The 25,486-nt window shown below is 56.6% G+C and carries 33 protein-coding genes, 1 tRNA gene and 1 pseudogene; 10 read left to right on the forward strand and 25 right to left on the reverse strand.

Annotation, left to right across the window (positions count from 1 at the left end; all coding sequences use genetic code 11):
* Positions 1-401 (forward strand): annotated as a pseudogene (locus KVG88_RS22895) (hypothetical protein); the annotation flags it as partial.
* Positions 402-428: 27 nt separating this feature from the next.
* Here KVG88_RS22895 and KVG88_RS22900 read toward each other — a convergent pair.
* The 6 genes from KVG88_RS22900 to KVG88_RS22925 all read right to left on the reverse strand — a co-directional run bounded on the left by KVG88_RS22900 (position 429) and on the right by KVG88_RS22925 (position 2,883).
* The gene (locus tag KVG88_RS22900) at positions 429-950 is read right to left on the reverse strand and encodes a hypothetical protein (protein ID WP_217872832.1); all 522 of its coding nucleotides are present in this window, start codon (positions 948-950) and stop codon (positions 429-431) included.
* 10 nt (positions 951-960) lie between these two features.
* Positions 961-1,248 carry a hypothetical protein gene (locus tag KVG88_RS22905; protein ID WP_217872833.1) on the reverse strand — a complete coding sequence of 96 codons (288 nt, stop codon included), beginning with the start codon at positions 1,246-1,248 and terminating at the stop codon, positions 961-963.
* Between the two features lie 282 nt (positions 1,249-1,530).
* Entirely contained in the window at positions 1,531-1,776 is a 246-nt protein-coding gene (locus KVG88_RS22910; protein ID WP_217872834.1) for a hypothetical protein, read from the reverse strand.
* A 136-nt stretch (positions 1,777-1,912) separates the two neighbouring features.
* On the reverse strand, positions 1,913-2,344 hold the full coding sequence (locus KVG88_RS22915; RefSeq protein ID WP_217872835.1) for a type II toxin-antitoxin system YafO family toxin: 432 nt from the start codon (positions 2,342-2,344) through the stop codon (positions 1,913-1,915).
* A gap of 11 nt (positions 2,345-2,355) precedes the next feature.
* Positions 2,356-2,541 carry a hypothetical protein gene (locus tag KVG88_RS22920; protein ID WP_217872836.1) on the reverse strand — a complete coding sequence of 62 codons (186 nt, stop codon included), beginning with the start codon at positions 2,539-2,541 and terminating at the stop codon, positions 2,356-2,358.
* Positions 2,542-2,679: 138 nt separating this feature from the next.
* Positions 2,680-2,883 (reverse strand): hypothetical protein, encoded by a 204-nt coding sequence (locus KVG88_RS22925; RefSeq protein ID WP_217872837.1) that lies wholly within the window; start codon positions 2,881-2,883, stop codon positions 2,680-2,682.
* Positions 2,884-3,475: 592 nt separating this feature from the next.
* Here KVG88_RS22925 and KVG88_RS22930 point away from each other — a divergent pair.
* Genes KVG88_RS22930 through KVG88_RS22935 form a run of 3 tightly spaced genes read left to right on the forward strand, consistent with a single transcriptional unit; the run spans position 3,476 to position 5,310 of the window.
* Positions 3,476-3,850, forward strand: coding sequence for a hypothetical protein (locus KVG88_RS22930; RefSeq protein WP_217872838.1), 375 nt, complete (start codon positions 3,476-3,478; stop codon positions 3,848-3,850).
* 3 nt (positions 3,851-3,853) lie between these two features.
* Positions 3,854-4,255, forward strand: coding sequence for a hypothetical protein (locus KVG88_RS31125; RefSeq protein ID WP_225934120.1), 402 nt, complete (start codon positions 3,854-3,856; stop codon positions 4,253-4,255).
* Positions 4,156-5,310: a tyrosine-type recombinase/integrase gene (locus KVG88_RS22935; RefSeq protein WP_225934129.1), complete on the forward strand. Its 1,155-nt coding sequence runs from the start codon at positions 4,156-4,158 to the stop codon at positions 5,308-5,310. The genes KVG88_RS31125 and KVG88_RS22935 overlap by 100 nt, the downstream gene beginning before the upstream one ends.
* A gap of 82 nt (positions 5,311-5,392) precedes the next feature.
* On the opposite strand, the gene KVG88_RS22940 is transcribed toward KVG88_RS22935, so the two are convergent.
* The 9 genes from KVG88_RS22940 to thrS all read right to left on the reverse strand — a co-directional run bounded on the left by KVG88_RS22940 (position 5,393) and on the right by thrS (position 12,849).
* Positions 5,393-5,469, reverse strand: a tRNA-Pro gene (locus KVG88_RS22940).
* Positions 5,470-5,558: 89 nt separating this feature from the next.
* Entirely contained in the window at positions 5,559-5,915 is a 357-nt protein-coding gene (locus KVG88_RS22945) for a MerR family transcriptional regulator (protein ID WP_003179985.1), read from the reverse strand.
* Positions 5,896-6,198, reverse strand: a complete 303-nt coding sequence (gene ihfA / locus KVG88_RS22950; protein WP_002553164.1) for an integration host factor subunit alpha — start codon at positions 6,196-6,198, stop codon at positions 5,896-5,898. Before ihfA ends, KVG88_RS22945 begins: the two co-directional genes overlap by 20 nt.
* Positions 6,199-6,201: 3 nt before the next feature.
* Positions 6,202-8,583, reverse strand: a complete 2,382-nt coding sequence (gene pheT / locus KVG88_RS22955) for a phenylalanine--tRNA ligase subunit beta (RefSeq protein WP_217872840.1) — start codon at positions 8,581-8,583, stop codon at positions 6,202-6,204.
* A 26-nt stretch (positions 8,584-8,609) separates the two neighbouring features.
* Positions 8,610-9,626 (reverse strand): phenylalanine--tRNA ligase subunit alpha, encoded by a 1,017-nt coding sequence (gene pheS, locus KVG88_RS22960; protein WP_056853666.1) that lies wholly within the window; start codon positions 9,624-9,626, stop codon positions 8,610-8,612.
* Between the two features lie 109 nt (positions 9,627-9,735).
* Complete coding sequence (rplT, locus tag KVG88_RS22965) at positions 9,736-10,092, reverse strand: 50S ribosomal protein L20 (protein ID WP_007905879.1); 357 nt, start codon at positions 10,090-10,092, stop codon at positions 9,736-9,738.
* A 28-nt stretch (positions 10,093-10,120) separates the two neighbouring features.
* Positions 10,121-10,315: a 50S ribosomal protein L35 gene (gene rpmI / locus KVG88_RS22970; RefSeq protein ID WP_002553160.1), complete on the reverse strand. Its 195-nt coding sequence runs from the start codon at positions 10,313-10,315 to the stop codon at positions 10,121-10,123.
* A 60-nt stretch (positions 10,316-10,375) separates the two neighbouring features.
* On the reverse strand, positions 10,376-10,927 hold the full coding sequence (infC, locus tag KVG88_RS22975) for a translation initiation factor IF-3 (RefSeq protein WP_169843736.1): 552 nt from the start codon (positions 10,925-10,927) through the stop codon (positions 10,376-10,378).
* The gene (thrS, locus tag KVG88_RS22980; protein WP_150705194.1) at positions 10,927-12,849 is read right to left on the reverse strand and encodes a threonine--tRNA ligase; all 1,923 of its coding nucleotides are present in this window, start codon (positions 12,847-12,849) and stop codon (positions 10,927-10,929) included. Before thrS ends, infC begins: the two co-directional genes overlap by 1 nt.
* A gap of 373 nt (positions 12,850-13,222) precedes the next feature.
* On the opposite strand from thrS, the gene KVG88_RS22985 reads away from it, so the two are divergent.
* Positions 13,223-13,522 carry a hypothetical protein gene (locus KVG88_RS22985; RefSeq protein WP_217872841.1) on the forward strand — a complete coding sequence of 100 codons (300 nt, stop codon included), beginning with the start codon at positions 13,223-13,225 and terminating at the stop codon, positions 13,520-13,522.
* Positions 13,523-13,814: 292 nt separating this feature from the next.
* Positions 13,815-14,027 carry a cold-shock protein gene (locus KVG88_RS22990; RefSeq protein ID WP_003179963.1) on the forward strand — a complete coding sequence of 71 codons (213 nt, stop codon included), beginning with the start codon at positions 13,815-13,817 and terminating at the stop codon, positions 14,025-14,027.
* Positions 14,028-14,098: 71 nt separating this feature from the next.
* Here the strand turns inward: KVG88_RS22990 and KVG88_RS22995 are convergent, their stop codons facing one another.
* Entirely contained in the window at positions 14,099-14,419 is a 321-nt protein-coding gene (locus tag KVG88_RS22995; RefSeq protein ID WP_150705192.1) for an I78 family peptidase inhibitor, read from the reverse strand.
* A 165-nt stretch (positions 14,420-14,584) separates the two neighbouring features.
* Positions 14,585-14,890 (reverse strand): hypothetical protein, encoded by a 306-nt coding sequence (locus tag KVG88_RS23000; RefSeq protein ID WP_150705191.1) that lies wholly within the window; start codon positions 14,888-14,890, stop codon positions 14,585-14,587.
* 130 nt (positions 14,891-15,020) lie between these two features.
* On the opposite strand from KVG88_RS23000, the gene KVG88_RS23005 reads away from it, so the two are divergent.
* Positions 15,021-15,230, forward strand: coding sequence for a hypothetical protein (locus KVG88_RS23005; RefSeq protein ID WP_150705190.1), 210 nt, complete (start codon positions 15,021-15,023; stop codon positions 15,228-15,230).
* A gap of 31 nt (positions 15,231-15,261) precedes the next feature.
* Here KVG88_RS23005 and KVG88_RS23010 read toward each other — a convergent pair whose 3' ends face one another.
* The 8 genes from KVG88_RS23010 to KVG88_RS23045 form a co-directional block, all read right to left on the reverse strand.
* A complete protein-coding gene (locus KVG88_RS23010; protein WP_217872842.1) occupies positions 15,262-16,290 on the reverse strand; it encodes a nucleoside hydrolase in 1,029 nt (342 codons plus the stop codon).
* Between the two features lie 43 nt (positions 16,291-16,333).
* The gene (gene rbsD, locus KVG88_RS23015; RefSeq protein ID WP_217872843.1) at positions 16,334-16,738 is read right to left on the reverse strand and encodes a D-ribose pyranase; all 405 of its coding nucleotides are present in this window, start codon (positions 16,736-16,738) and stop codon (positions 16,334-16,336) included.
* Positions 16,735-17,652, reverse strand: coding sequence for a ribokinase (rbsK, locus tag KVG88_RS23020; RefSeq protein WP_217872844.1), 918 nt, complete (start codon positions 17,650-17,652; stop codon positions 16,735-16,737). Before rbsK ends, rbsD begins: the two co-directional genes overlap by 4 nt.
* A gap of 35 nt (positions 17,653-17,687) precedes the next feature.
* Positions 17,688-18,707 (reverse strand): LacI family DNA-binding transcriptional regulator, encoded by a 1,020-nt coding sequence (locus KVG88_RS23025; RefSeq protein ID WP_150705186.1) that lies wholly within the window; start codon positions 18,705-18,707, stop codon positions 17,688-17,690.
* A gap of 3 nt (positions 18,708-18,710) precedes the next feature.
* Positions 18,711-19,688: an ABC transporter permease gene (locus tag KVG88_RS23030; RefSeq protein WP_150705185.1), complete on the reverse strand. Its 978-nt coding sequence runs from the start codon at positions 19,686-19,688 to the stop codon at positions 18,711-18,713.
* Entirely contained in the window at positions 19,685-21,238 is a 1,554-nt protein-coding gene (locus KVG88_RS23035; RefSeq protein ID WP_217872845.1) for a sugar ABC transporter ATP-binding protein, read from the reverse strand. The genes KVG88_RS23030 and KVG88_RS23035 overlap by 4 nt, the downstream gene beginning before the upstream one ends.
* 55 nt (positions 21,239-21,293) lie before the next feature.
* Entirely contained in the window at positions 21,294-22,253 is a 960-nt protein-coding gene (locus KVG88_RS23040) for a sugar ABC transporter substrate-binding protein (RefSeq protein WP_150705183.1), read from the reverse strand.
* A gap of 175 nt (positions 22,254-22,428) precedes the next feature.
* Complete coding sequence (locus KVG88_RS23045) at positions 22,429-22,869, reverse strand: hypothetical protein (RefSeq protein ID WP_150705182.1); 441 nt, start codon at positions 22,867-22,869, stop codon at positions 22,429-22,431.
* Between the two features lie 325 nt (positions 22,870-23,194).
* Between KVG88_RS23045 and KVG88_RS23050 the strand changes: the two genes are divergently transcribed.
* The 3 genes from KVG88_RS23050 (at position 23,195) to KVG88_RS23060 (ending at position 25,433) form a co-directional block, all read left to right on the forward strand.
* Entirely contained in the window at positions 23,195-24,283 is a 1,089-nt protein-coding gene (locus KVG88_RS23050) for an asparaginase (RefSeq protein WP_217872846.1), read from the forward strand.
* 186 nt (positions 24,284-24,469) lie between these two features.
* Positions 24,470-24,739, forward strand: coding sequence for a DUF1654 domain-containing protein (locus KVG88_RS23055; RefSeq protein WP_191630573.1), 270 nt, complete (start codon positions 24,470-24,472; stop codon positions 24,737-24,739).
* Between the two features lie 4 nt (positions 24,740-24,743).
* A complete protein-coding gene (locus tag KVG88_RS23060) occupies positions 24,744-25,433 on the forward strand; it encodes an endonuclease (protein ID WP_217872847.1) in 690 nt (229 codons plus the stop codon).
* The last annotated feature ends 53 nt before the right edge of the window (positions 25,434-25,486 follow it).

The raw sequence follows: 25,486 nt of genomic DNA on the forward strand, positions 1-25,486 counted from the left end.
CCTGGATAATTCGACGCGGGCCCAATCATCCGGACGCGCAAGCTCTCGCAAACAGACATGCCTTTTACCTGGGGAGTCCAGGATCCCCAGAGACGATTGCGTATCGCGACCGCAGTAAAACTTGGTCGACAGAAATGCTTGAACTCTTCGGCACGTACGAAGAGGCCAAAGACTTTGCCAATATGTTGAAAGATGGAAATGACTCGTGGAATACAGAAATTAGTAGAGCCAAAGGGTTAGAGCTGATCTCGCTTTTTGCTTTGGTTGACGTCGTCGAGATTGGAGAGCATCAGCTAGCGATGACACATGCCGGTGCCGCTTACTTTGAGCGAGACAAGGCGACGATGGACGGGGTCGTGGCTGCCCTCCCCTTTACAATCCAGATCAACGCCAAAGCGTAAGCTGAGTGCAGTGATACAAGCTGGCGATTAAGGCTCTTCCTTAGCTAGCGACCAACCAGCAACGTAGAGCGCGTGATGCCGATCGGTCTCTTCAATCGGTGCAGTCTGCGCATCGTAGGTTACTTGATCCCTTCGGATTTTTTTTGGCGGGGGAAGGATGCTGTCCATTCCCAGCCCTATAACCGGAGTCGAATTTCTCTTTCTGGCGATTTCTTGCGGTGAGTCAGAGAAAGTCACTGCTGGCTTGAACGTTCCACGTCGCTTAGCTCCACGACGCTGCTTCCTCGTCAAAGCGAGAGATACGAAAGGCTCTGCCCCGTTTCGGATTACCTTTTGATAGTGACTGAGGTGAGCAACCAGTCTTTCTGCCAAACGCTCAAACTCCTCTCCCTCCCCCAAATCTTTCATGACCTTGTAGAGAAGTGCCAACTGCTGCCACTCCCGACTATCAACACCTGAGGGCCTTTGAAATTCAATGGCTTTCAGAAACTTTGACAGCTTCGATGGCAATTTCATGTTCGCCAAATCCTTCGGCGAGGGTAGGGTCATGATCAGTCTCCTACGAAGCCAGAGCCAGGCTCTGGCCCTTGCTGCATTGATAGTAATGTAGTCCGTCTTCCGGCTCTTCCTCTTCATCCGGCTTGCACCTGGCTATCAGGTCAGCCATCAATCCAGCAATGGCATCAGCGTTGGCTTCCGGTACCTGTAGATGCGTGCTGATTCGATCTGACGTCTCAGTGGAGCCACGCTGATCGATCCAGATACCGATCTCCTCGATAGCAGATCCGAGAGCCATGATGTCCTGGTTCATGTGGTAAAGCAGTGCGGGAGTAGGATCGTTCGGCATAGCGCTTCCTCCATCGAGAAGGAAAGCGTAGACCAGCAAGAAAGCTCTCGGGCTGCGAAGTCGCAGACAAAGAAAAGCCCGCGTGGGGAGCGCGGGCTGAAAGGATCATAAGGAGCTTCCTTCACCCTATGCTCGTGAGCGTGAAAAATGTGTGAAGGTGTGGAATAAAAAACCCGATGCTAGACCGGTCTGTCTGAAGACAGGGCCAATTCCATTTGGCTGACTGCATTGTGCTGTATGGGTGTGACAATACTGAGATTTTGAATCTCTAAGTTGATGAGCTTATGTCAGGTTGGAAGACTGTCGCGAAAAAACCATTTCCTGCAGAACCTCGCGTGCCAAATTGGTGATCCCGGCTTCACCGCGATAGTGCGACCTATCTATGTTGGCGATAGTGAACTGGTGACCATCTGGCCCGGTCACTTCGAGAGACAGGCTGCCATCTACATTTATCGAGCAAACGACGGTGCATTGTGGCAATCGACTCGAGAGCTCTGCTTCGAGTTCGCCCTTGCTCATCGTGTCCATGCTTCCTCTCCATTGACGGGACCCATAGCGGAGTAAGACTAGTCTTTGAGGGCGGAGTGTAAAGAGGGGGACGGGCGATACCCGCGTAGGCAGGGATACGCAGAAACAAAAGGCCCGGCGCTAGGCTGGGCAATCGTTAAAAGGGGTAATTAAGGTCTGCAAAAATGTTTTCCTGATAGAGCCAATTTTCTCCGACCTTTGCTAAGGCTTTCAAAAAATCAAAGTCGTACGCTTGTGCGTGCGCATTCTCATGCAGATAGGCAATTAGGAGGTGACGCTGACAGGATGAGCGAGCGTAAACAAGGCAGCGATCTGATGTCGCGCCGCGCTGCCATTTTTCTATGCTTGTTTTGGTCGTCGACAGAGGCTTGAGATGCACATGTCGGAGGTTCACGTCAGTGACGACGGTTCCAGGCGGCTGGTGGTAAGGAACGTCTTTTCCGGCAAATGGGTGTTGACGCTTGGAGATGTAGGCTGTGAAAAGGGCAATTAAACCCTCACACATCTTTTGCTCATCATGGTCGGTCAAATCGAAAAACTTATAAAAGTGAGGCGAAATCTCGACCAAAATTTACATCCTTATAGGCGATCTTCCTTGAGCGCAGCTACGAGGGCGTCACGACCTCGCTTAGCGATCATTTTTGATTTTTGTTCGCTGATGGTCATCACAAACGCAATTTTTTCGGCGTTAGACGAATGCGAGCGAAGAACGCCGAGGCTTTCCTCGGTATCTTCCTTCTTCAGGAAACGCAATGTCTTGTCCACGTTAAGCTCCAGTTTCTTCGAGCGACCCCTTGTGGCGTCGCTTGATATGAGTCTATCAAGTGCCACCACCTGGGCTGTTGATTTTGGCTATTGATATAATTGGGTCGATAGCTGTTCAACCGTACAGTCCACGTTGATTCAGTGCAGGACCTTGCGGCTCTCTCCAATCCAGATCCGATCAAGCGCACGGTTCAAGGCATCCAAGGCATCGAGGAGAGCTTTCGCCTCGGCTTCCCGGCCATCTCCCCATAGGCGTTCAGCCATTTTATTCAAAGCTTGAATAGAACGCTCAATTTCAGCAGCAGTTGCCGCTGCTTTACTTTCCGACTTTTCATTCGGCATTCAGTAACCCTTCTGCAGGGCATTGCTCTGCCTTTCAATTGTTAGCGCGAATTCATCACCGACCAGAGCACGTGCCGCTCTTGATCTCGGCGAAGCTGTTGCCACCGTCCGAGACCAGAACAAGGCGTCCCCTTCTCGCCCGTACAGCTTGCCAAGGACGCGAAATTTATCACCATTGAATCTCCACTACGAGTAGCGCCGTCTCGCATCTGCCGCTCTCTCAGCACCGTACACAAATACTATTTAGCAATTCGTATTGAACTATTATTTAGCTAGTGCTAATTTATCTTTACTCCTCATTTGCCTCACGGCAAACCCAGAGCCTTCACCATTTCTGCGAACGCCAACAACGCGGCAGGCCTTTGCTCGCCCCAGAAAATGCCTTGCCGGCAGACTTTTACTCCAAGAGGACGCCCAGTGAGTACTCAACCACATACACCAGCAAATGAATTCGCGGAGTTTGGCCAGCGCCTTATAGACCTGGGTATGGCTATGAAACGAGAGCAAACCACCGTACGAGATCTGCAAGAGCTGGCCAAAGCTTGCGGCATCCGATTGCTCAGTCTTCGCTCGGTACCTGGAGAGGTCCGCAATGGCTAAAACAGTGCTGCAGGTGCGCCAAGGCGGCGTTCATTTCTTCCTGAACACAGAAAGCTCATCGCCCAGCACCGGTCACAGAAACCGTTACCGGCTGTTCAAGACGGAAAACTACGGTCGCGACAAGTCGGGCTGGATTCAGATCGGCTCGATTGCAGGTCAAGCCCTGACAGCCACTAAGGGTGAAAAGGCGTTGTTTGAGGCCTGCGAAAAGCTCTTTTCCAGTAAGAAACCGCGTCAGTACGTGCAGCATGGCGCGATTCGCGGGAAGCCCGGGCCGTGGGAGGGAGAGGCATATCCGACTCGTCAAAGCGAACTCAAAATCAAAATGGCCGCTGAGAGGGCCGGTCGCGCTGATCAGGAGACATGAAAGATGACGGCAGATCTCGCGCTTCTCCCCCGCTTCATCCGAGCCAAGCAGGCGCCCGCTTACCTGGGCATGTGTCGCGCGGTCTTTGATGCCGAGGTGCGCCCGTATATCCGCGAATTTCCCATTGGGAAACAGGGTGTCGCCTTTGACCGGCATGAGCTCGACGAGTGGGCCGATGCGTACATCGCACGCAAGTCGATTGAAAAGGTAGCCAATCAAGACAACAATCAGCCCCGCAGCGAGCGCCGTGGCGGAGCAAAAGGAGCAACGCCATGGCCCAAAAAGCAATCACAGGGCTCCAGCAAATGCCGAACGGCATCTGGAAAATCGACAAAATCTACCGAGGAGAAAGAATTCAAGAGAGTACTGGCACTCGTGACCGGGCGGAAGCCGAGCAGTTCCTGATCCACCTGCTCGAGAAACTGCGTCAGCAAAAGGTCTACGGCGTGAAGCAGGTCAGGACTTGGCGGGAGGCCTCCACCAAGTTCCTGCTGGAAGTGAAGGACCAAGCTTCGATCCACATTTCGGCGACGTATATGGCTCAGCTCGATCCCTTCATAGGGGACATGCCGATCACCCATATAGATGACGCAGCCTTGGCGCCGTACATCAAATCAAAGCTGAGCCCCGCGGACGGGAAGAAGCCGGTCACGAATAGAACGGTGAACATCGCCCTTCAGCGGGTCATCCGGGTTTTGAACCTGTGTGCCAGGAAGTGGCGAGATGATGAGCGCAGACCTTGGCTCGATACCGTGCCGATGATCTCGCTGCTGGATGAGAAGACGACCAGTCGCAAGCCCTACCCGCTTTCGTGGGAAGAGCAATCGATTTTGTTTTCTGAGCTGCCAGCGCATTTGCAAGTCATGGCGATGTTCAAGGTCAACACCGGGTGCCGGGAACAGGAGGTGTGCAAACTTCAGTGGGATTGGGAGATTGCGGTACCGGAACTGGGAACAAGTGTATTTCTGATCCCAGCTGGCTTTGGAGGCAGGAGCGAACGATCCGGCGTGAAGAACCGGGACGAACGCTTGGTGATTTTGAACAGTGTGGCCAAGTCGGTCATCGAAAAGCAGCGCGGGCAGCACAAGCTTTTCGTTTTCCCGTTTGGGATGCCCAATGAACATGGTGAGGCAACCATGATTCATCGGATGAACGACTCGGCCTGGAAGCGAGCAAGGATCAGGGCGACCAAGAAGTGGCTCGAAAAGCATCTTCGAGCACCACATGAAGGGTTCACCAAGATCAGGGTTCACGACCTGAAGCACACCTTTGGCAGAAGGCTACGCGCAGCAGGTGTCACCGAAGAAGATCGAAAAGCATTGCTCGGACACAAGAACGGCAGCATCACCAGTCACTACTCGGCCGCAGAGCTGGACCAACTGATTGAGGCTGCAAATAAGGTATCAGCAACCGACTCACGCGCACCAGCGCTTACGATTCTGAAAAGGAGGCAGGCTTGAAGAAATAACCCTAGCTCACTCGGAAAGTCACTAGGGCTCAAAACCCAGCGTTCAGAAATGACCGCTAAGCTGTTGAAATATATGGTCGGGACGGAGTGATTCGAACACTCGACCCCTAGCACCCCATGCTAGTGCGCTACCGGACTGCGCTACGCCCCGACTAGGCGTGAAACTCGTTCCTCATCTCGAGGAACGCTCAAGAATATATCGCAAGCTTTTGAAAACTGGAAGTATTTAAAAGCAGGAATTTATTTCTTGAGGACCACCAGAACATCTTCCAGCTCAGCGATCATCTGGCGGATCATTTGCTTGTATTGGGTGGTGTCATCTTTGGCTTCATCGCCGGACAAGCGCAAGCGTGCGCCGCCGATGGTGAACCCTTGATCGTAAAGAAGCGCGCGGATCTGCCGGATCATCAGCACGTCCTGGCGCTGATAATACCGGCGGTTTCCGCGGCGTTTGACGGGGTTGAGTTGAGGAAACTCCTGCTCCCAGTAGCGCAGCACGTGTGGTTTTACCGCACACAGCTCGCTAACTTCACCAATGGTGAAGTAGCGTTTGCCTGGGATGACGGGTAGCTCGTCGTTATGACTTGGTTCCAGCATAAGCCTCAACTCGGGCCTTCAACTTCTGCCCTGGACGAAAGGTGACCACACGGCGAGCCGTGATCGGGATTTCTTCACCCGTTTTCGGATTGCGGCCAGGCCGCTGGCGTTTGTCCCGAAGGTCGAAATTGCCGAAACCGGACAATTTGACTTGTTCGTTGTCTTCAAGAGCGTGCCTGATTTCCTCGAAAAACAGTTCAACCAATTCCTTGGCTTCCCGCTTGTTCAGGCCCAGCTCTTCATACAGACGTTCCGCCATTTCAGCTTTCGTCAAAGCCCCCATACGTCACTTCCTTAACGTGGCGTCCAACCTTTGTTCGAGCGAGGTGAGGATATTTTGCGTCGTGTTATTCACCTCATCGTCATTAAGAGTGCGCGATGGATGCTGCCAGGTCAAGCCAACTGCGAGGCTTTTTCTATCAGGATCAATGCCTTTACCCTGATATACGTCAAATAGCCTGAGGTCTGTCAGCCATTCGCCTGCATTTTCACGGATTACGTCCAGTACAGCCGAGGCTGCGACGTCTTTGTGCGCAATCAGTGCAAGGTCACGACGCACTTCAGGAAAGCGCGACAACTCGTGGAATTTAGGCATTTTGCCCGACGCGACTTCCGCCAGAACCATCTCGAAAACAAACACCGGACGATCCAGACCCAGGTTTTTCGACAATTCAGGGTGAATCGCACCGATGAAGCCCACCAGACGACCATCACGTTCAATGCGCGCGGTTTGACCCGGATGCAAGGCCGGGTGCTTGCCCGGTACGAACGAGAATGCATCCAGCGCACCGGCGAAGCCCAGCACCGCTTCTACGTCAGCCTTGACGTCGAAGAAGTCCACGGTATCGCGACCTTGTGCCCAGCCTTCCGGCAGACGGCTACCGCAAACCACACCGGCCAACATCGGCTCTTGCTTGAGGCCTTCGAGCTGACCAACAAAACGCAGGCCGCTTTCGAACAGGCGCACGCGGTCCTGTTGACGGTTCAGGTTGTGCTGAAGCGCCTTCACCAGACCCGGCCACAGCGACGAACGCATGGCTGCCATGTCGTTGGAAATCGGGTTGGCCAACAACAGCGGCTCAACACCCGGATTAAACAGTTCGAATTGTTTCGGATCGATGAAGCTGTAGGTGATCGCTTCCTGATAACCACGAGCAACCAGCAGGCGACGCAACTCCGGCAGGTCGCTACGCGCCTCTGCTTTGGCTTGCGGGGCCAGACGTGCTTGCGGGTAACGAACCGGCAGGCGGTTGTAGCCGTAGAGCCGCGCCAGCTCTTCGATCAGGTCGACTTCCAGGCTGATATCGAAGCGATGGCTTGGCACCTCAACGCGCCACTGCCCTGCCCCGTCCGCGGTTATGGTCAGGCCCAAACCGCTGAGCAGACGCTCGACTTCAGCCGAATCCATTTCCATGCCCAGCATCTGGGTGATGCGCTGGGCGCGCAGGGTGATCGGCGCGATCGACGGCAGGTGCTGCTCGCTCACGGTTTCGATGATCGGGCCGGCTTCACCACCAGTGATTTCCAGCAGCAGGCCAGTAGCGCGCTCCATGGCTTCACGGGCGAGCTGCCAGTCGACGCCACGCTCGTAGCGGTGCGATGCATCGGTGTGCAGACCGTAGGAACGGGCCTTGCCAGCGACGGCGATCTGGTCGAAGAACGCGCTTTCCAGGAAGATATCGCGAGTGGTCGCGGTGTTGACGCCGCTGTGTTCGCCACCCATGACGCCGGCAATGGCCAGTGCGCGGGTGTGGTCGGCGATCACCAGCGTATCACTACGCAGGCTGACTTCCTGACCGTCGAGCAGTACCAGTTTTTCGCCTTCTTCGGCCATGCGCACGCGAATGCCGCCGTTGATTTCGGCAAGATCGAAAGCGTGCAGCGGTTGACCCAGTTCGAGCATCACGTAGTTGGTGATGTCGACGGCAGCATCGATGCTGCGCACGTCAGCACGACGCAGACGCTCAACCATCCACAGCGGCGTAGGCTTGGACAGGTCGACGTTACGGATCACACGACCCAGGTAACGCGGGCACGCAGCCGGTGCCAGTACTTCTACCGAACGCACTTCGTCGTGCACCGCCGGAACACTGGCAACCGCTGGACGAGTAACCTGAGCGGCATACAGCGCGCCGACTTCACGGGCCAGACCGGCCAGGGACAGGCAGTCACCGCGGTTCGGGGTCAGGTCGACCTCGATGCTGGCGTCTTCCAGGTTCAGGTACTCACGAATGTCCTGACCGACCGGCGCATCGGCCGGCAACTCCATCAGGCCATCGTTGCCTTCGCCCACTTGCAACTCGGCTTGCGAGCACAGCATGCCGTTGGACTCAACGCCACGCAGCTTGGCTTTCTTGATCTTGAAGTCGCCCGGCAGTTCGGCACCAATGGTAGCGAAAGGAATCTTCAGGCCCGGGCGCACGTTTGGCGCACCGCACACGACCTGGAAAGTTTCCGAACCATTGCTGACCTGACAAACGCGCAGCTTATCGGCGTCGGGGTGCTGTTCGGTGCTGAGCACCTCGCCCACGATCACACCGCTGAATACACCGGCGGCCGGCGTAACGCTATCGACCTCAAGACCGGCCATCGACAGACGAGCAACCAGCTCGTCGCGACTTACCTGCGGGCTAACCCAGCCACGCAGCCATTGTTCACTGAATTTCATCCTGCTCTCCTAAGAATTCGTTACGACTAGCGAAATTGCGCGAGGAACCGCAAGTCGTTGTCGAAGAACAGACGCAAGTCGTTCACGCCGTAACGCAGCATGGCCAGACGCTCAACGCCCATGCCGAAGGCAAAGCCCGAAAACTCTTCCGGATCGATGCCGGACATGCGCAGCACGTTCGGGTGAACCATGCCGCAGCCCATGACTTCCAGCCAGCCAGTCTGCTTACAGACACGGCAGCCTTTACCGCTGCACATCACGCATTCCATGTCGACTTCAGCGGATGGCTCGGTGAACGGGAAGTAAGAAGGACGGAAACGCACCGCCAGTTCTTTTTCGAAGAACACGCGCAGGAATTCTTCGATGGTGCCTTTGAGGTCGGCAAAATTGATGTCGCGATCGACCAGCAGGCCTTCAACCTGGTGGAACATCGGCGAGTGGGTTATATCCGAGTCGCTACGGTACACACGGCCTGGGCAGACGATGCGGATCGGCGGCTGTTTTGACTCCATGGTGCGGACCTGTACCGGCGAGGTATGGGTGCGCAGCAACATGTTGGCATTGAAATAGAAGGTGTCGTGCATCGACCGGGCCGGGTGATGGCCTGGGATGTTGAGCGCTTCGAAGTTGTGGTAATCGTCTTCGACCTCAGGGCCTTCGGCGATGCCGTAGCCAATGTGGGTGAAGAATTGTTCGATGCGTTCCAGAGTGCGGGTAACCGGATGCAGACCACCGGAGGTCTGACCGCGGCCCGGCAGGGTCACGTCAATGGACTCGGCGGACAGTTTGGCGGCCAGATCGGCCTCTTCAAACAACGCCTTGCGCGCATTGAGAACGTCTGTGACACGCTCCTTGGCAACGTTGATCAGCGCACCGACTTGCGGACGCTCTTCTGCCGGCAAATTCCCCAGGGTCTTCATCACCTGAGTCAATTCACCTTTTTTGCCAAGGTAGTGAACCCGGATTTGCTCCAGGGCATTGATATCTTCAGCGCTTTGCACAGCCTCTAGTGCTTGAGAGACGAGCGCATCCAGGTTTTCCATGTACAGACTCCAGATACAAAATAGGGGAAGAGCTTGAAGGCTCTTCCCCTATTTATGACGTTTAACACCTGGCCCCACAGAGGTGAGGCCGGGTGACTGTCGGGGGTACTTAAGCCAAGGTGGCTTTAGCTTTCTCGACAATCGCAGCAAACGCCGCTTTTTCGTTCACTGCCAGATCAGCCAGAACCTTACGGTCGATCTCGATGGACGCTTTTTTCAGGCCGGCGATGAAACGGCTGTAGGACAGACCGTTGATACGAGCACCAGCGTTGATACGAGCGATCCACAGAGCGCGGAACTGACGTTTTTTCTGACGACGGTCACGGTAGGCGTATTGGCCTGCCTTGATTACCGCTTGCTTGGCAACACGGAATACGCGGGAGCGTGCGCCGTAGTAGCCTTTAGCAAGTTTCAGAATTTTTTTGTGACGCTTACGGGCAATGACGCCACGCTTTACACGAGCCATGAGTTACTTCCTCTATTCTTGACTAAAATTAACGAAGGCGCAGCATGCGCTCGACTTTTGCCACGTCAGACGGATGCAGCAAGCTGCTACCGCGCAGTTGACGCTTACGCTTGGTCGACATTTTGGTCAGGATGTGGCTCTTGAAAGCGTGCTTGTGCTTGATACCGTTAGCAGTTTTCAGAAACCGCTTAGCAGCACCACTTTTGGTCTTCATTTTTGGCATGTTCGGATACTCCGCATTCAGTTGATAAACATAATCAGAAGGCCTGCCGTGCCCTGTTGATTACTTCTTCTTTTTCGGGGCGATGACCATAATCAGCTGGCGTCCTTCCATCTTAGGATGCTGTTCGACCGAACCGTACTCGAGCAAGTCACCTTCAACTCGCTTGAGGAGTTCCATCCCCAGCTCCTGGTGGGCCATCTCACGGCCGCGGAATCGCAAGGATACCTTGGCCCTGTCCCCGTCACTCAGGAAACGTACCAGGTTGCGCAGTTTTACCTGGTAATCCCCTTCCTCCGTCCCTGGACGAAACTTGATTTCTTTTACCTGAATCTGCTTCTGGTTTTTCTTCGCTGCCGCAATCTGCTTCTTCTTTTCGAAGATCGATTTGCCGTAGTCCATCACCCGGCAAACTGGCGGGACTGCGTCGGCGGAGATTTCTACCAGATCAAGCTTGGCTTCTTCAGCAATACGAAGCGCTTCATCAATCGAGACGATGCCAATCTGCTCGCCGTCAGCGCCAATTAACCGAACCTCGCGTGCCGAGATATTCTCGTTGATCGGGGCTTTCGGTGCAGCTCGTTTATCTTGTCTCATTTCACGCTTAATAATAATTACTCCGAATCTTGGCGACCACGCCGGGAAACCGCTTGCGCGAGGAACTCGGCGAACTGGGCGACGGGCATCGAGCCCAGGTCAGCACCTTCACGAGTACGCACAGCGACAGTCTGCATCTCGACTTCCTTATCTCCAATAACCAAGAGATAGGGAACCTTGAGCAAGGTATGCTCGCGGATTTTAAAGCCGATCTTTTCATTTCTCAAGTCAGACTTGGCACGAAACCCGCTTTCGTTGAGAGTTTTTTCTACTTCGGCAACAAAATCTGCCTGTTTATCAGTGATATTCATGATCACTGCCTGGGTCGGAGCCAGCCACGCAGGGAATGCACCCTCGTAGTGCTCGATCAGAATTCCGACGAATCGTTCGAAGGAGCCCAGGATCGCCCGATGCAACATCACCGGATGCTTGCGGCTGTTGTCTTCGGAGACGTATTCGGCGCCCAAACGGACAGGCAGGTTAAAATCGAGCTGCAGGGTACCACACTGCCAGACGCGGCCGAGGCAATCTTTCAGCGAGAACTCAATCTTCGGACCGTAGAACGCACCCTCACCCGGCTGCAGATCGTACGGCAGGCCAGCGCTATCAAGGGCTGCAGCCAATGCCGCTTCGGCGCGATCCCACAATTCGTCGGAACCCACGCGTTTTTCCGGACGAGTGGACAGCTTCATCTCGACGTCTTTGAAGCCGAAATCGGCGTAGACGTCCATGGTCAGCTTGATGAAGGCTGCGGACTCGGCCTGCATCTGCTCTTCGGTGCAGAAAATGTGTGCGTCGTCCTGAGTGAACGCACGCACGCGCATAATGCCGTGCAACGCACCCGATGGCTCGTTACGGTGGCAAGCACCGAATTCGGCCAGACGCATCGGCAGCTCGCGGTAGCTCTTCAGGCCCTGGTTGAACACTTGCACGTGGCAAGGGCAGTTCATTGGCTTGATGGCGTAGTCGCGGTTTTCCGACTGAGTGGTGAACATATTGTCGGCGTAGTTGGCCCAGTGCCCGGATTTCTCCCACAGGCTGCGGTCAACGACCTGAGGGGTCTTGATCTCGAGGTAGCCGTTGTCGCGCTGAACCTTGCGCATGTACTGCTCAAGCACCTGGTACAGCGTCCAGCCATTCGGATGCCAGAACACCATGCCCGGCGACTCTTCCTGGGTGTGGAACAGGCCCAGGCGCTTGCCGATCTTGCGGTGATCGCGTTTTTCGGCTTCTTCGATGCGCTGGATGTACGCAGCCAGTTGTTTCTTGTCTGCCCATGCGGTGCCGTAAACGCGCTGCAATTGCTCGTTCTTGGCGTCGCCGCGCCAGTAGGCACCGGACAACTTGGTCAGCTTGAAGGATTTCAGGAAACGGGTGTTCGGCACGTGCGGACCGCGGCACATGTCGACATATTCTTCGTGATAGTACAGGCCCATGGCCTGTTCGTTCGGCATGTCTTCGACCAGACGCAACTTGTAGTCTTCGCCACGGGCCTTGAACACTTCGATCACTTCGGCGCGCGGAGTGACTTTCTTGATCACGTCGTAATCTTTCTCGATCAGCTGCTGCATGCGCTGTTCGATGGCAGCCAGGTCGTCCGGAGTGAAAGGACGCTCGAAGGCGATGTCGTAATAGAAGCCTTCATCGATGACCGGACCGATGACCATTTTGGCCGTCGGGTACAACTGCTTGACCGCGTGGCCAACCAGGTGGGCGCAAGAGTGGCGAATGATCTCCAGCCCCTCTTCATCCTTTGGCGTGATGATTTGCAGCGTAGCGTCGCTGTCGATGATGTCACTGGCGTCGGCCAGTTTGCCATTGACCTTGCCGGCCACGGTGGCCTTGGCCAGACCGGCACCAATGGATGCGGCGACCTCGGCGATGGAAACCGGGTGATCGAATGAACGTTGACTGCCGTCGGGAAGAGTAATAGTTGGCATGGCGCCTCCTCTCCTAGTGGTGACCCCTACCAAAGGTCACGTGGGTTGGGATGAGCCAGTACAAGATCCGATCCAGGCCATTCAATGACGAACGCCTGCCTTACAGCGGCAGGAGCCTTGCGGCCAACCGGAAAACCGAACCAGAGTGACTGGGATTCAAATCAGGGTTATTCGCGCCATTGCCGCATCCGGGACTGAAGGTCGACCGGAGCCTGCAAAGGCCCGAGCGGGGCATGCTAGCACAGATGAACGGTCGTGGCGGTGTGCAGGTTTTCTGCCAAGGCAAATCCGGAGATTTTGTGCCAGAGTGCTGAACTAGATCCCTGCTTTACCCCTCAGATAAAAGACATTGACCCACAAGGAGCATCCCGGCATGCGTCTGAATCGTTTGTTCGCTGTAGTCGCCCCCATCGTCCTGCTGTTGCCGCTGGCCGCGCACGCTGAATGGCCGAAAGGTGAGCGCGAGAAATACATGGCGCAGTGCGTTCCTGCGGCCGCTCAGCAGATCGGCGACGCTGCTGCCAAAGCCCACTGTGCGTGCGGTGCCGATGCAATCAAATCGTACCCGGCCAAAGACCTGCAGGCCTTGATGGACAATTCGGCCAGCGATGCGTTGAAACAACAGGCCCTGACCCAGATTTCCAAGTGCAAGGCAAATCCGGCGAAAAAATAAGCCTGAAAACGTGCTGAAAATGCGATTTCAGCCGGTGAAAAGCCTCTGATAATCGCCTTTTCCGACAATTTATGCAGGTTTTACAGCTTTTTTTATCGTCTTTACTTTCGGCTGAAAGCCTTTTAAATCGGGGCTTTCAGCCATATCAGGCAACAAAGAAAGCGTGACTGTAGGGCAAACAGCACCGGTGGGGGGCTCCCAAAGCGCACATTTCGACTATGATACCCCGGTGTGCCCAGTTGGCCTGAGCAGCACAGTACTACTGAAAATATATGTTTCTTGGAGATACACCATGTCTAATCGCCAAACCGGCACCGTTAAATGGTTCAACGATGAAAAAGGCTTCGGCTTCATCACTCCTCAAGGTGGCGGTGACGACCTGTTCGTACACTTCAAAGCTATCGAAAGCGACGGTTTCAAAAGCCTGAAAGAAGGCCAAACCGTTTCCTTCGTGGCTGAGAAAGGCCAAAAGGGTATGCAAGCTGCTCAAGTTCGCCCAGAGTAATTTCCAGGCGCACTAAAAAAACCCCGTCCATGTGACGGGGTTTTTTATGGGCAACACAAAAGCTTGAACGATCAGCCGCAGTTGACGCGGGTGACCACACGATTGGCATCGGTGTTGAGGTTCAGGCGGTCGGAGCGATACTCCAGCGTGACCATGTCCGTAGGTTGCAGGAACCGCGCGTTCTGCGCACCCGCGCGAGTACGCGCCTGCTCCAGCAATTGTGGCGAAGCCTGTTTCCCGATGGTGAATTCGGCGGCTTTCGCTTCGCAACGGCTGTGACCTGTGTCAGTCGTCGTTACAGGGTCTGTTGCCGACTCAGTGGTGGCAGTGCTGCAACCGGCCAAGGTGGCAACGGCCAACAAAGTACCCAATGACGCGAGCTTCCAAGGCATGAAGCCTCCTTTTTTCGATAGTTAAACTGAGATCGTGCGACCGCCATTCCGGCGTTTGGTTTCACAGTCCTTCCGGTGAACCGCCCTCGGTGCGCAAAAACGGCAAGTTTGCCTGAGCATCGCCCTCACCTTCTCCCTTCAATCGTGACTGAATATGAACGGCACTCAGTAAACGTCGATGTAATCGAACGCCGGCTTCGGCCAGTTCTCTTTCAACGCATTGAAGATCTGCATGACCCACACCTCGTCACTCGCTGCCACTCGCCCGACATAACCGGAGCCCTTGGCCCAGGTTTCCAGGCGAAACAGCAATCCGTCGATATCGGCACCGCCGACAACACCCGATGAAATATAGGCGATGCCGCCCTTGGTCACACGCAACTGCGTATGTTCATCGTCGCTGGCCGCCGCCAGCAGTCGGCGCACGGCATCAAGGGTCAAGCCGTCCGGAGTGTTCAAATCAATCTGCACAGCGCACTCCTTGAAAAGTGATCAAAGACCAAGTGTCGCATAGCCCTCCCCTCATGCCTAAGTCGGAGTGCCAAAAGCGCCGCAAAATGGTTAACTCGACGCTTAGACTCTCGACCGAACGAGCCTCATCATGACCACTGTAAGTATCGACGCCGACATCAAAGCAAAGTGGCAGGACGGCCATAGTTCCTACAGCCCGGGAACTACGGAAGAGCTTGCAATCATCGGCATCGATCTCTTGGTCCGAGACCTGGGGGCTGATGCAGCCCAATCCTTCATCGAGCAGGTTTTCGAGAAGCACCTGGCAGACCAAAAAAACGCGGAAGCGGCAAGGACGTAATACCCCCAGGCAAAACCTGAGGGTATGAGGTCTATTTCAACCGAGCCAACCGCTCGGTCAGCAGATCGAAAAAGCCTTGGGCATCGCCGCTTTCAACCCAGAAAGCGTTCTTGGGTGCCTTCAACGTGTCGTACCAATCAACGATGGTTTGACCGAAGGTCGGACCTTCACGGCTGTCGATCACTATATTCACCGAACGACCGCTGAACAGCTCGGGCTTGAGCAGGTAGGCGACCACCGTGGCGTCGTGTACGGGGCCACCCGGTATGCCGTAATGCTCCATATCGCCCTTGATGTACTCATTCAGAATGTCGCCCACCAGTTTGCTGGCATGGTTGTTCAACACTGCAATCTGTTTCAGGCGTGCATCACTGGTGAGGATTTTATGGGTGACGTCCAGGGGCAGGTACGTCAGTTTCACGCCGCTCTTTAGCACTACTTCGGCAGCCTGAGGATCGGCGAACAAGTTGAACTCGGCCACGGGCGTAATGTTGCCACCGTTGAAATGCGCACCGCCCATGATCACCACTTCCTTGATGCCCTGAACGATTCCCGGCTCCTGGATCAACGCCAGTGCCAGATTGGTCTGCGGCCCCAGGATGGCGAGGGTGATGCTGTGGGGTTTGGCCGACATCAGCGTATCGATCAGGTACTCGATGGCACTGCTTTGCTCCAAACCTTTCTTCGGTTCGTGCACCGCGACACCCGAGAGGCCTTCCTTGCCGTGGATGTCTTCGGCGTAGATTGGCGTGCGCATCAGCGGTTTCGGCGCTCCGGCGTACACCGGCACTTCCTCGCGCCCTGCCCACTCTCGGGCCAACCGTGCGTTACGCGAAGTCTTGTCCAGGCGTACGTTGCCGGCGACGGTGGTCAACGCCCGGACGTTCAATTGATCCGGTGATGCCAGCGCAAACAACAAGGCCACAACATCGTCGGCGCCGGGATCGGTGTCGATGATCAGGTCAATCTTTTCCGCCGCCTGGGCGCCGGTGGCGGTCATCACGGTCAAAAGCAGCAAACTCCGAAGCAGATAGGGTAATTCAAGAATGTAGCGGTACATGGCGCACTCCTTGTGCAGGGTAGATCAGAGAATCATTGACGGATCAAAACGTGACCCCGGCGACCAACGCGATGTTGCAGTACGGCTGGCATTCCCCGGTACGAACGACCGCCCGGGCCTGTCGGCTGAGAACTTTGAATTGCTCATGACTGAGCAGATCGCGTCGGCCCAGCGCCCCTTCGGCATTGAGCTGATCCAGCGTGGTCAGTGCCGATGGTTTTTTCTCGAGGATTTCCTGCGCCAGAACATGGCTTTCAACCTGCATTTCGCTGAGCACAACCTTCAGGGTGCTGACGAAATCCGGGACGCCATGAGTCAGGGCCAGGTCAATCAGTTCAACGCCGGGCGGCACCGGCAGACCGGCATCGCCGATTACCACGATGTCACCATGGCCCAGTGAGGCGATCAGGCGCGACAGCGCAACGTTGAGCAGCGGTGTTTTTTTCATGGTGTTTTGAATGCCTGTACTTCGGACAAGGTGGGAATAGAGGGCTGCGCACCGGCACGGGTCACCGACAACGCTGCAGCAATCTGACCAAAGCGAATCGCTTCAGCTTCGCTTTTGCCGGCGGCCAGGGCAGCGGCGAAACCGCCCACGAATGTATCGCCGGCCGCTGTGGTATCAACCGCCTTCACCGTCGGCGCCGAAAAATGCGCATAGCCTTTTCCATCGGCGAACAGCGATCCCTCGGCACCGAGCGTAATGATCACCTTGCCGGCACCCATTTCAATCAAACGGGTGGCGGCGGCTTGCGCGCTTTGTTGCGAGTCCACGGGCAAGCCACTCAGCGCCGACGCTTCGTTTTCGTTGGGAATCAGGTAGTCGATGTTCGCGTACCAATCCGCCGGCAACGGCCGACTGGCGGGCGCCGGATTGAGAATCACGACCTTGCCCAGTTCACGAGCACGCTTGAGCGCATGGCCGACCGTGGCATCCGGCACTTCGAGCTGACAAATGATGACATCGGCAGCTTGCAATACCGCATCAAAACAGCCGATCAGCGAAGGCGTCAGCGCACCGTTGGCGCCGGCGACAATCACGATTGCGTTCTGGCTGTTGTCGTCGACCACAATCAGCGCCACGCCACTGGAGCCCTCAACGGTGCTGACCGCCTGACAGTCGATCTGCTCGGCCAGCAAGGCCTCGCGCAACTCGTTGCCGTAGGCATCGCTACCCACGCAACCGACCATTGATACCTGTGCGCCCAAGCGCGCGGCGGCCACTGCCTGATTAGCGCCCTTGCCACCGGAAACCGTGGCAAACGACTCACCGATCAGCGTTTCGCCGCCACGCGGCAACCTTGGCGCACGAGTCACCAGGTCCATGTTGAGGCTGCCTATTACCACTACTTTTGCTGGCATACATCACTACTCATAAATTCAATTTCAGCGGTGCGTTATCGGAACTGCGCGAAAAGACCGGTCAGCGGCGCAGTCGATTCGCGCATGACGATGCTCGGTGTAACGATGCGCTGCCGGGTGGCCAGATCCGGCGTCGCGATCCGGCGCAACAGCACTTCGGCGGCCATTTCGCCAAGCTGCAGAATTGACTGGCCCACGGTGGTCAACGCTGGGTAGACGTAGCGGCTCATCTGGATATCGTCGAAGCCGATGACCGACAGTTGCGTCGGCACACGGATATTGCGCTCGGCCGCCGCTCGCAGCACGCCGATGCCAATCATGTCGTTGGCGGCAAAAATCGCGCTGGGCGGGTTGCGCTCAAGCAAGATTGCCGCGGCGTTGTAACCGCCGGTGCTGGTGAAATCGCTTTCCAGCATGCGCTCACGGGGTACTTCAAGACCTGCATCTTTAAGGGCGCGGCAAAAACCGGCCAAACGCATTTGTGCCACGCTGGTGGTGGCCGGGCCGCTGATGGTGGCGATATCGCGATGCCCCAGCTCCAGCAGGTGACGGGTCGCCAGATAGGCGCCGTACTCGTGATCGATACGCACCAGGTCCGCATCGACGCCTTCCAGCCCACGGTCGACGATCACCATGGGCGTACGCACGCCTGCCAGGCCCTGTGCCAAGCCACTGTCGCCACCCGCCGAAGCCACGATCAGCCCGTCGACACGTTTCTCCAGCAGCACACGCAGGTAGCTGCGCTGCTTGTCCGGGTTGTCGTCGGAGTTGCAGAGGATGACGCAATAGCCGTTACGCTCGCAGTAATCCTCAATACCCCGAGCGAGTTCGGCGAAGTACGGGTTAAGGCTGTTGGGCACCAGCAAACCAATGGTGGCCGTTGTTTTGGCCTTCAGCGAACGCGCCACGGCACTGGGCACGTAGTCGAGGGTTTTGATCGCCTCCTCCACCTTGATCCGCACTTCTTTGCTGACGGGCCGGGTCTTGTTCACCACGTGGGAAACCGTGGTGTAGGAGATACCGGCGAGCGCTGCTACATCTTTGATCGTTGCCATGACTCAGGTCCGCCGACTTGCGCGTTGACTGCGGTAGGTATCGAGCACCACCGCCACCACGATGACTGCGCCGGTGATGATGCGTTTGGTCGGCTCGGTGGCACCGATCTGCGCCAACCCGGCCGCCAGTACCGAAATGATCAATACACCGAAGAAGGTGCTGATGACCGAACCACGCCCGCCCATCAGGCTGGTCCCGCCGATGACCACGGCGGCGATCACCTGCAATTCCAGGCCGGAGCCAGCATTCGGGTCGGCCGCTTCCAGTCGCGAAATCTGGAACAGCGCGGCGATACCGGCCAGCAATCCCATCAGGCTGAACACCAGAATCTTGTAGGGCTTTGGATTGATACCGGCCAGCCGCACCGCTTCTTCATTGGTGCCGATGCCGATCAGGTAACGACCGAACACCGTGCGGGTCAATACGGCCTGAGCGATGAAGATGATCAACAGGGCAATGATGAATGAAGGTGAAATGCCGAAGGCGATGGGGTTGGACAACCAGGCGAAGGCATCACCGATGTAGGCCGTGCGCGAGCCGGTCATCTGGTACGCCACGCCGCGGGCCATTTCCAGCACGCCCAGGGACACGATGAACGATGGAATGCGCCACGCCACGGTGATCGAACCGGTGATGGTCCCCGCCAGCGCGGCGGCCGCCATGCCGAGCAACGCGGCGGGCAGGACGCTCCATCCCCAGCCGAGTATCGCCACGCTGACCGTGGAGGCAGCCAGTGCCAACACCGAACCCACCGACAGGTCGATGCCGCCAATGATCAACACGAAGGTCATGCCAACGGCCAGGACCATCAGGTCGGGAATCTGGTTGGCCAGGGTGCTGAAGGTGTCATAAGACAAGAAATGGCTGCTCAGGATCGAGAACAGCACGACCATCGCCAGCAAGGCACCGGCCAGGCCCAGATAGGTGCCCAGGCCGTAGAAATTGCCACTGCGTTTACCGGCGCTAGATACGGTTTTCATGGAAGGTCCCTAGGCGCGGCTTCGTTGAGCAGCGCATCACGTTTTTGGTAGCCGGCAAAAGCGGCGGCAAGCAAGTCATCCTGGGTCCAGCTGTCGCGTTCGAACGTGTCGATCAAACGCCCCGCCGAGAGCACGCCGATCCGATCGCAGATCAGCATCAATTCGCGCAGGTCACTGGACACCACCACCAGCGCTTTGCCCTGGCGGGTCAATTCGCCGAGCAATGCATAAATATCAAACTTGGCACCGACGTCGATGCCTCGGGTCGGTTCATCGAACAGCAAAACCGAGCAATCGCGCTCCAGCCAACGACCAATCACCACTTTCTGCTGATTACCGCCGGACAGCTCGGAGACCAATTGCGCCGGACCGGAACTGCGGATGCGCATGGCATCGATTTGCCGCTGGGCCAGCGAAGCTTCGTCGCTTTGATTGACGAACCCGCCGCTGGCAATAGCCGGCATGTTGCCCAGGGCAATGTTGGCGCCGATCGACTGAGTCAGCAGCAGGCCTTCGCCTTTGCGGTCCTCGGTGATCAGGGCAATGCCGTGGCCGACGGCATCTACCGGTGAGCGAATGCTGACGACTTGCGCGGGAGAGCCCAGCGCCACGGTGCCGCTGTCCGCCGTATCGGCGCCGAAGATCAGCCGCAGCAACTCAGTGCGCCCTGCCCCGATCAAACCGGAAATGCCGAAGATCTCGCCGGCGCGCACCTCGAACGACACATCACGGACCTTGTCGGCGCGGCTCAGGCCATTGACCGTCAATGCCGGAGCACCGATGTTGCGCTGGCCCATATCAATGTGTTCGCCCAGCTCACGACCGACCATCAAGGTGACCAGTTGCTCACTGTTGTAATTGGCCATCGGCTCGACGCACACCAGATTGCCGTCGCGCAGTACCGCAATGCGCTGGGCGACCCGGGCCAGCTCTTCGAGACGGTGGGAGATGTAGATGATTGACACGCCCCGCGCCTGCAGGCGGGTGATTTGCTCGAACAACATTTCGACTTCACGGGCCGTCAGCATCGCGGTCGGCTCGTCGAGGATCAATACGTGGCAATCGCCGATCAGGTTGCGGGCGATCTCGACCATTTGCTGGTGACCAATGCCGAGCTCGCCGACCAGCGTGTCCGGGTCGATCGCATCGAGCCCGACCTGGGCCATGGCTTCAATCGCCGCTTTGCGCAGTTGCTTGCGGCTGATCCAGCCGCCGTGGCTCGGCAGGTTGTCGAGAAACAGGTTTTCCGCCACCGACAAGGTCGGCAACAGATTGAGTTCCTGCATCACCATGCGAATGCCCAGGTCTTCCGCCTGGGTGCGGCTGCCGGGGCGGTAATCCTGCCCCTGAAACTGCATCTGGCCGGTGGTCGGTGTGACCAGCCCGCCAATAATCTTCGACAGCGTACTTTTGCCTGCGCCATTTTCACCGGTCAGCGCCAGCACTTCACCGCGCATCAGCGTCAGGTCGATGTCGTGCAGAACCGGTTGGGCGTAGGTCTTTCCGATACCGCTGACCGAGAGGACAGCGTTCGGGTCGCGAACGGACATAAAAACTCTCCATGCGCTCGCCCAGGCGGGCGAGCACCGTTGTGTCGCCAGAAGACTACTTTTTGGTAACCAGCTCTACCGGCGTCTCGATCACGCCGTTGGCGCCACTGTCGACTTTCTCGCCCTTGATGATCTTCAGTGCGGTCTCGATGCCGAACACGGCTTGCTTGGCAGCAAACTGGTCAGCCGTGGCGAGCACGCGACCGTCTGCGAGCATCGGCTTGATGGCGTTGATGTTGTCGTAACCAACCACTTGAACCTTGCCAGCCTTGCCGGCGGCACGCACGGCAGACACAACGCCGACCGCCATGCTGTCGTTACCGGCCAGCAGGGCTTTGGTATTCGGGTATTCGCTGAGGATGGAGGCAGCGACTTTGTTGCCCTTATCGATTTCCCAGTCACCGGACTGGACCGACACAACCTTGATCTGCGCCGCTTCCATCGCATCCTTGAAACCTGCGGTGCGGGCCTGGGCGTTGGTAGTGGTGGACACACCTTCGATGATGCCGACTTCGTCACCGGCCTTGAGCTGCTTGGCCAGGTACTCGCCCACCAGTCGCGCGCCTTTGCGGTTGTCCGGGCCTACGAACGGAACGTTGATGTTCTTGCTTTTGACCACCGCCGGATCGAGCTGATTGTCGATGTTGATCACGGTGATACCGGCATCGACCGCTTTCTTGATCACCGGAACCATGGCCTTGGAATCTGCCGGGGCAATCACCAGCGCGTTGACTTTGGCGAGGATCATTTGCTCGACGATGCGAGTCTGGCCAGCGGTATCGGTTTCGTCCTTGATCCCGTTGGAAATCAGGTCGAATTCACTGGCGTGTTCTTTCTGGTAGGCCTTGGCGCCGTCTTCCATGGTCAGGAAGAATTCGTTGGCCAGGGATTTCATGACCAGGGCGACTTTTGGTTTTTCAGGTGTTTCGGCGAACGCCGAAGAGACAGGCAGTGCGGCAGATACGGCAGCCAGCATTGCGACAGCGAGAAGACGTCCAGCGAATGGCAGCTTCATGGGTTCACTCCGATCTTATGATTATTGTGAGCAACGCTTGCGCTGGCGTAAGCTGCATGGCCTTGGCTGATGGGTTTTACCCGTCAGCAGAGCCGCGCAAACGTTTGCGTAGACCGGACTATGCGAATCTTGTTGAGATTTGTCAATGATGAGAAAACGCTGTTACAAGCGAATTTCACGCCGTGGTACTGACCACGTTTCCGGAACCTGTCAGCTCTTTGGCCAACGCGGCCGCCACTTGCATCAGCGCGGCAGACGTATCGGCAATTTGCGCCTGAATTGACATGACCGCCGTGGCCTTGGCCTCTGCCGACTGGAACGACGCGGCCTGCGTGGCCGCCAATTGCTGTTGTTGCTCGCGTAGTTGCTGCTGCAACTCCTGCATGCGCTTGAGCAACATCTGCACCGCAATACTTTGCTGGCTGCCAGCGCTTTCAGCTTTTTCGCTTCCCTGGGTGCCGCCACCGAGGCTCACAGTCTTTTTGTCATCCCCTTCCAGGCCCAGGCGCTGCGTTGAAGTTTCAGCCGACGCGTCGCTCAATGCCTCGACAGTCGACGGCGCTTTGCCACCGATATTGATCACGGACGCACTTGGAAAACCGACGGACAACGACATGTGAACTCCCTGAAAAAGTGATTCCTCCAAGAACAATCGGCCTGCGCAGCGCTTTCTTTAGCGCGCGCCGAGGACCAAGGCTCAAACAAATTTTCGGACAGCCGAACGGAAAATCGGAAATCAGTCGGAATCCCGGACGTCTGCAAACTCAAAGGTGTTGAAATCTCGTTTAAATACTTAAAAAAATCAGTCACTTGTGAGATTTTCTCAATACAAAGTGTGATTGGTACAGATTCTGCTCCTCTCAAGAACCCCCGCGTTCAGATCCGCTGGGGGCGCATCTAGATGAACTGCATCAGCACCGTCACTACTAGAGAGAAAAATAATGACATCTGCTTTCAAGACCTTTGTTCCGGGCGCCTTGGCCCTCCTCCTTCTCCTGCCTACCGCCCTTCAGGCGAAAGAAGCTCAAACCCAACAGAAACTGGCCAATGTGGTGATTCTGGCCACCGGCGGCACCATTGCCGGCGCGGGCGCCAGCGCCGCCAACAGCGCGACGTATCAAGCCGCGAAAGTCGGTATCGACAAATTGATCGCCGGCGTTCCGGAACTGAGCCAAGTGGCCAACGTTCGCGGCGAGCAAGTGATGCAGATCGCGTCCGAGAGCATCACCAACGAAAACCTGCTGCAACTGGGCCGCCGCGTCGCCGAACTGGCCGATAGCGCAGACGTCGACGGCATCGTGATCACCCACGGCACCGACACCCTGGAAGAAACCGCCTACTTCCTGAACCTGGTGGAAAAGACTGACAAGCCGATCATCGTCGTCGGCTCCATGCGTCCGGGCACTGCAATGTCGGCCGACGGCATGCTGAACCTGTACAACGCAGTGGCAGTGGCCAGCAGCAAAGAAGCGCGCGGCAAAGGCGTGCTGGTGACCATGAACGATGAAATCCAGTCGGGTCGTGATGTCAGCAAGATGATCAACATCAAGACCGAAGCGTTTAAAAGCGCCTGGGGTCCACTCGGGATGGTGGTCGAGGGCAAATCCTACTGGTTCCGCCTGCCAGCCAAGCGCCACACCATGGATTCGGAATTCGACATCAAAAACATCAAGAGCCTGCCTGATGTCGAAATCGCCTACTCCTACGGCAACGTCAGCGATACCGCCTACAAGGCGCTGGCTCAATCGGGCGCCAAAGCCATCATTCACGCCGGCACCGGCAACGGTTCGGTCTCTTCGCGAGTCGTGCCTAGCCTGCAAGCCCTGCGCAAGGATGGCGTGCAAATCATCCGTTCTTCCCACGTCAACGCCGGTGGCTTTGTCCTGCGCAACGCTGAACAGCCTGACGACAAGTACGACTGGGTCGTGGCACATGACCTGAACCCACAAAAGGCCCGCATCCTGGCGATGGTCGCGCTGACCAAGACCAACGACAGCAAAGAGCTGCAGCGGATGTTCTGGGAATATTGATTCGCCCTCGCCCCGACCGAATCCGGTCGGGCACCGCTTTCACCACTCGCCAGCCTTGGCGAGTGGCTCACGTCTTTCGCCTGACAAAAAAATATCCGTTCGTCCTACACCAAATGGGACAAACCGCTGTCAGAGGATTTTCTTGAATTTTAAGCAGTTGCGAAATTGCCTACAGTTAAATACTGTATGCACGTACAGCTTAATAAGGATAATCCCGTGGACACCACCTCTGCCTCACCTGACTCCTATGTACGCATGGGCACGCGCGTTCAGAAAATCATCAACTCCCCCACCGCTCAAAAAGCCAAGGCTGCGCTGATCTTCCGTCTTCCGGATGAACCCGTGGATGAGTGGGAGCAATTGCTCGAAGAAATCGATGAAAACGACAACGTCACCCTCGCCTATCGCGATGACGGCGGTGTGCAGATTTTCTGGGTTGTGCCGAAGGAAGACTGAGTCAATGAGTGTCCGTTGTTTTGCTTTGCTGTTTCTGTTGTTCGCCATGGGCGCCCAGGCCGATGCGCCACGCACCTTCAACGAAGCCAAGAAAGTCGCCTGGAAGCTGTATGCGCCGCAGTCCACCGAGTTTTATTGCGGCTGCAAATACACGGGCAACCGCGTGAACCTGGCCGCCTGCGGGTATGTGCCGCGCAAAAACGCCAAGCGGGCGTCGCGTATCGAGTGGGAACACATTGTGCCGGCCTGGCAAATTGGCCATCAGCGCCAGTGCTGGCAGGAAGGCGGTCGCAAGAACTGCACACGCTACGACCCCACGTATCAAAAAGCCGAGGCCGACCTGCACAACCTGGTGCCAAGCATCGGCGAGGTCAATGGCGACCGCAGCAACTTCAGCTTCGGCTGGCTGCCGGAGCAATCGGGACAATATGGCTCGTGCCTGACCCAGGTTGATTTCAAGGCGAAGAAGGTCATGCCACGCCCGTCCATTCGCGGGATGATCGCCCGGACTTACTTCTACATGAGCAAGCAGTACGGTTTGCGCCTGTCGAAACAGGATCGACAATTGTACGAGGCCTGGGACAAAACCTATCCGGTCCAGGCCTGGGAGCGTCAGCGTAATCAAAGCGTGGCGTGCGTGATGGGGCGCGGCAATGAATTTGTCGGCCCGGTAAACATGAAAGCCTGCGGTTAAGGGTTTTCCGAACAACAAAAAAGGCCTCGGATTCCACATCCGAGGCCTTTTTC

The sequence above is a fragment of the Pseudomonas azerbaijanoccidentalis genome (assembly GCF_019145495.1).
Classification (GTDB): domain Bacteria; phylum Pseudomonadota; class Gammaproteobacteria; order Pseudomonadales; family Pseudomonadaceae; genus Aquipseudomonas; species Aquipseudomonas azerbaijanoccidentalis.

What these genes read in the sequence shown, in the direction of transcription:
- pheS (WP_056853666.1), bottom strand. Translation starts at nt 9,626, where the DNA reads ATGGAAAACCTGGATGCGCTCGTCTCTCAAGCACTAGAGGCTGTGCAA.
- KVG88_RS22985 (WP_217872841.1), top strand. Translation starts at nt 13,223, where the DNA reads ATGCGTCTGAATCGTTTGTTCGCTGTAGTCGCCCCCATCGTCCTGCTG.
- KVG88_RS23005 (WP_150705190.1), top strand. Translation starts at nt 15,021, where the DNA reads ATGACCACTGTAAGTATCGACGCCGACATCAAAGCAAAGTGGCAGGAC.
- KVG88_RS22990 (WP_003179963.1), top strand. Translation starts at nt 13,815, where the DNA reads ATGTCTAATCGCCAAACCGGCACCGTTAAATGGTTCAACGATGAAAAA.
- thrS (WP_150705194.1), bottom strand. Translation starts at nt 12,849, where the DNA reads ATGCCAACTATTACTCTTCCCGACGGCAGTCAACGTTCATTCGATCAC.
- KVG88_RS22935 (WP_225934129.1), top strand. Translation starts at nt 4,156, where the DNA reads ATGCCGAACGGCATCTGGAAAATCGACAAAATCTACCGAGGAGAAAGA.
- ihfA (WP_002553164.1), bottom strand. Translation starts at nt 6,198, where the DNA reads ATGGGGGCTTTGACGAAAGCTGAAATGGCGGAACGTCTGTATGAAGAG.
- pheT (WP_217872840.1), bottom strand. Translation starts at nt 8,583, where the DNA reads ATGAAATTCAGTGAACAATGGCTGCGTGGCTGGGTTAGCCCGCAGGTA.
- KVG88_RS23060 (WP_217872847.1), top strand. Translation starts at nt 24,744, where the DNA reads ATGAGTGTCCGTTGTTTTGCTTTGCTGTTTCTGTTGTTCGCCATGGGC.
- KVG88_RS23035 (WP_217872845.1), bottom strand. Translation starts at nt 21,238, where the DNA reads ATGTCCGTTCGCGACCCGAACGCTGTCCTCTCGGTCAGCGGTATCGGA.
- KVG88_RS22905 (WP_217872833.1), bottom strand. Translation starts at nt 1,248, where the DNA reads ATGCCGAACGATCCTACTCCCGCACTGCTTTACCACATGAACCAGGAC.
- KVG88_RS22995 (WP_150705192.1), bottom strand. Translation starts at nt 14,419, where the DNA reads ATGCCTTGGAAGCTCGCGTCATTGGGTACTTTGTTGGCCGTTGCCACC.
- KVG88_RS23050 (WP_217872846.1), top strand. Translation starts at nt 23,195, where the DNA reads ATGACATCTGCTTTCAAGACCTTTGTTCCGGGCGCCTTGGCCCTCCTC.
- KVG88_RS23055 (WP_191630573.1), top strand. Translation starts at nt 24,470, where the DNA reads ATGCACGTACAGCTTAATAAGGATAATCCCGTGGACACCACCTCTGCC.
- KVG88_RS23030 (WP_150705185.1), bottom strand. Translation starts at nt 19,688, where the DNA reads ATGAAAACCGTATCTAGCGCCGGTAAACGCAGTGGCAATTTCTACGGC.
- rplT (WP_007905879.1), bottom strand. Translation starts at nt 10,092, where the DNA reads ATGGCTCGTGTAAAGCGTGGCGTCATTGCCCGTAAGCGTCACAAAAAA.
- KVG88_RS23045 (WP_150705182.1), bottom strand. Translation starts at nt 22,869, where the DNA reads ATGTCGTTGTCCGTCGGTTTTCCAAGTGCGTCCGTGATCAATATCGGT.
- KVG88_RS22945 (WP_003179985.1), bottom strand. Translation starts at nt 5,915, where the DNA reads ATGCTGGAACCAAGTCATAACGACGAGCTACCCGTCATCCCAGGCAAA.
- rbsK (WP_217872844.1), bottom strand. Translation starts at nt 17,652, where the DNA reads ATGCCAGCAAAAGTAGTGGTAATAGGCAGCCTCAACATGGACCTGGTG.
- KVG88_RS22930 (WP_217872838.1), top strand. Translation starts at nt 3,476, where the DNA reads ATGGCTAAAACAGTGCTGCAGGTGCGCCAAGGCGGCGTTCATTTCTTC.
- KVG88_RS23040 (WP_150705183.1), bottom strand. Translation starts at nt 22,253, where the DNA reads ATGAAGCTGCCATTCGCTGGACGTCTTCTCGCTGTCGCAATGCTGGCT.
- KVG88_RS22910 (WP_217872834.1), bottom strand. Translation starts at nt 1,776, where the DNA reads ATGGACACGATGAGCAAGGGCGAACTCGAAGCAGAGCTCTCGAGTCGA.
- KVG88_RS23010 (WP_217872842.1), bottom strand. Translation starts at nt 16,290, where the DNA reads ATGTACCGCTACATTCTTGAATTACCCTATCTGCTTCGGAGTTTGCTG.
- KVG88_RS22925 (WP_217872837.1), bottom strand. Translation starts at nt 2,883, where the DNA reads ATGCCGAATGAAAAGTCGGAAAGTAAAGCAGCGGCAACTGCTGCTGAA.
- rbsD (WP_217872843.1), bottom strand. Translation starts at nt 16,738, where the DNA reads ATGAAAAAAACACCGCTGCTCAACGTTGCGCTGTCGCGCCTGATCGCC.
- KVG88_RS23025 (WP_150705186.1), bottom strand. Translation starts at nt 18,707, where the DNA reads ATGGCAACGATCAAAGATGTAGCAGCGCTCGCCGGTATCTCCTACACC.
- rpmI (WP_002553160.1), bottom strand. Translation starts at nt 10,315, where the DNA reads ATGCCAAAAATGAAGACCAAAAGTGGTGCTGCTAAGCGGTTTCTGAAA.
- KVG88_RS31125 (WP_225934120.1), top strand. Translation starts at nt 3,854, where the DNA reads ATGACGGCAGATCTCGCGCTTCTCCCCCGCTTCATCCGAGCCAAGCAG.
- KVG88_RS22900 (WP_217872832.1), bottom strand. Translation starts at nt 950, where the DNA reads ATGACCCTACCCTCGCCGAAGGATTTGGCGAACATGAAATTGCCATCG.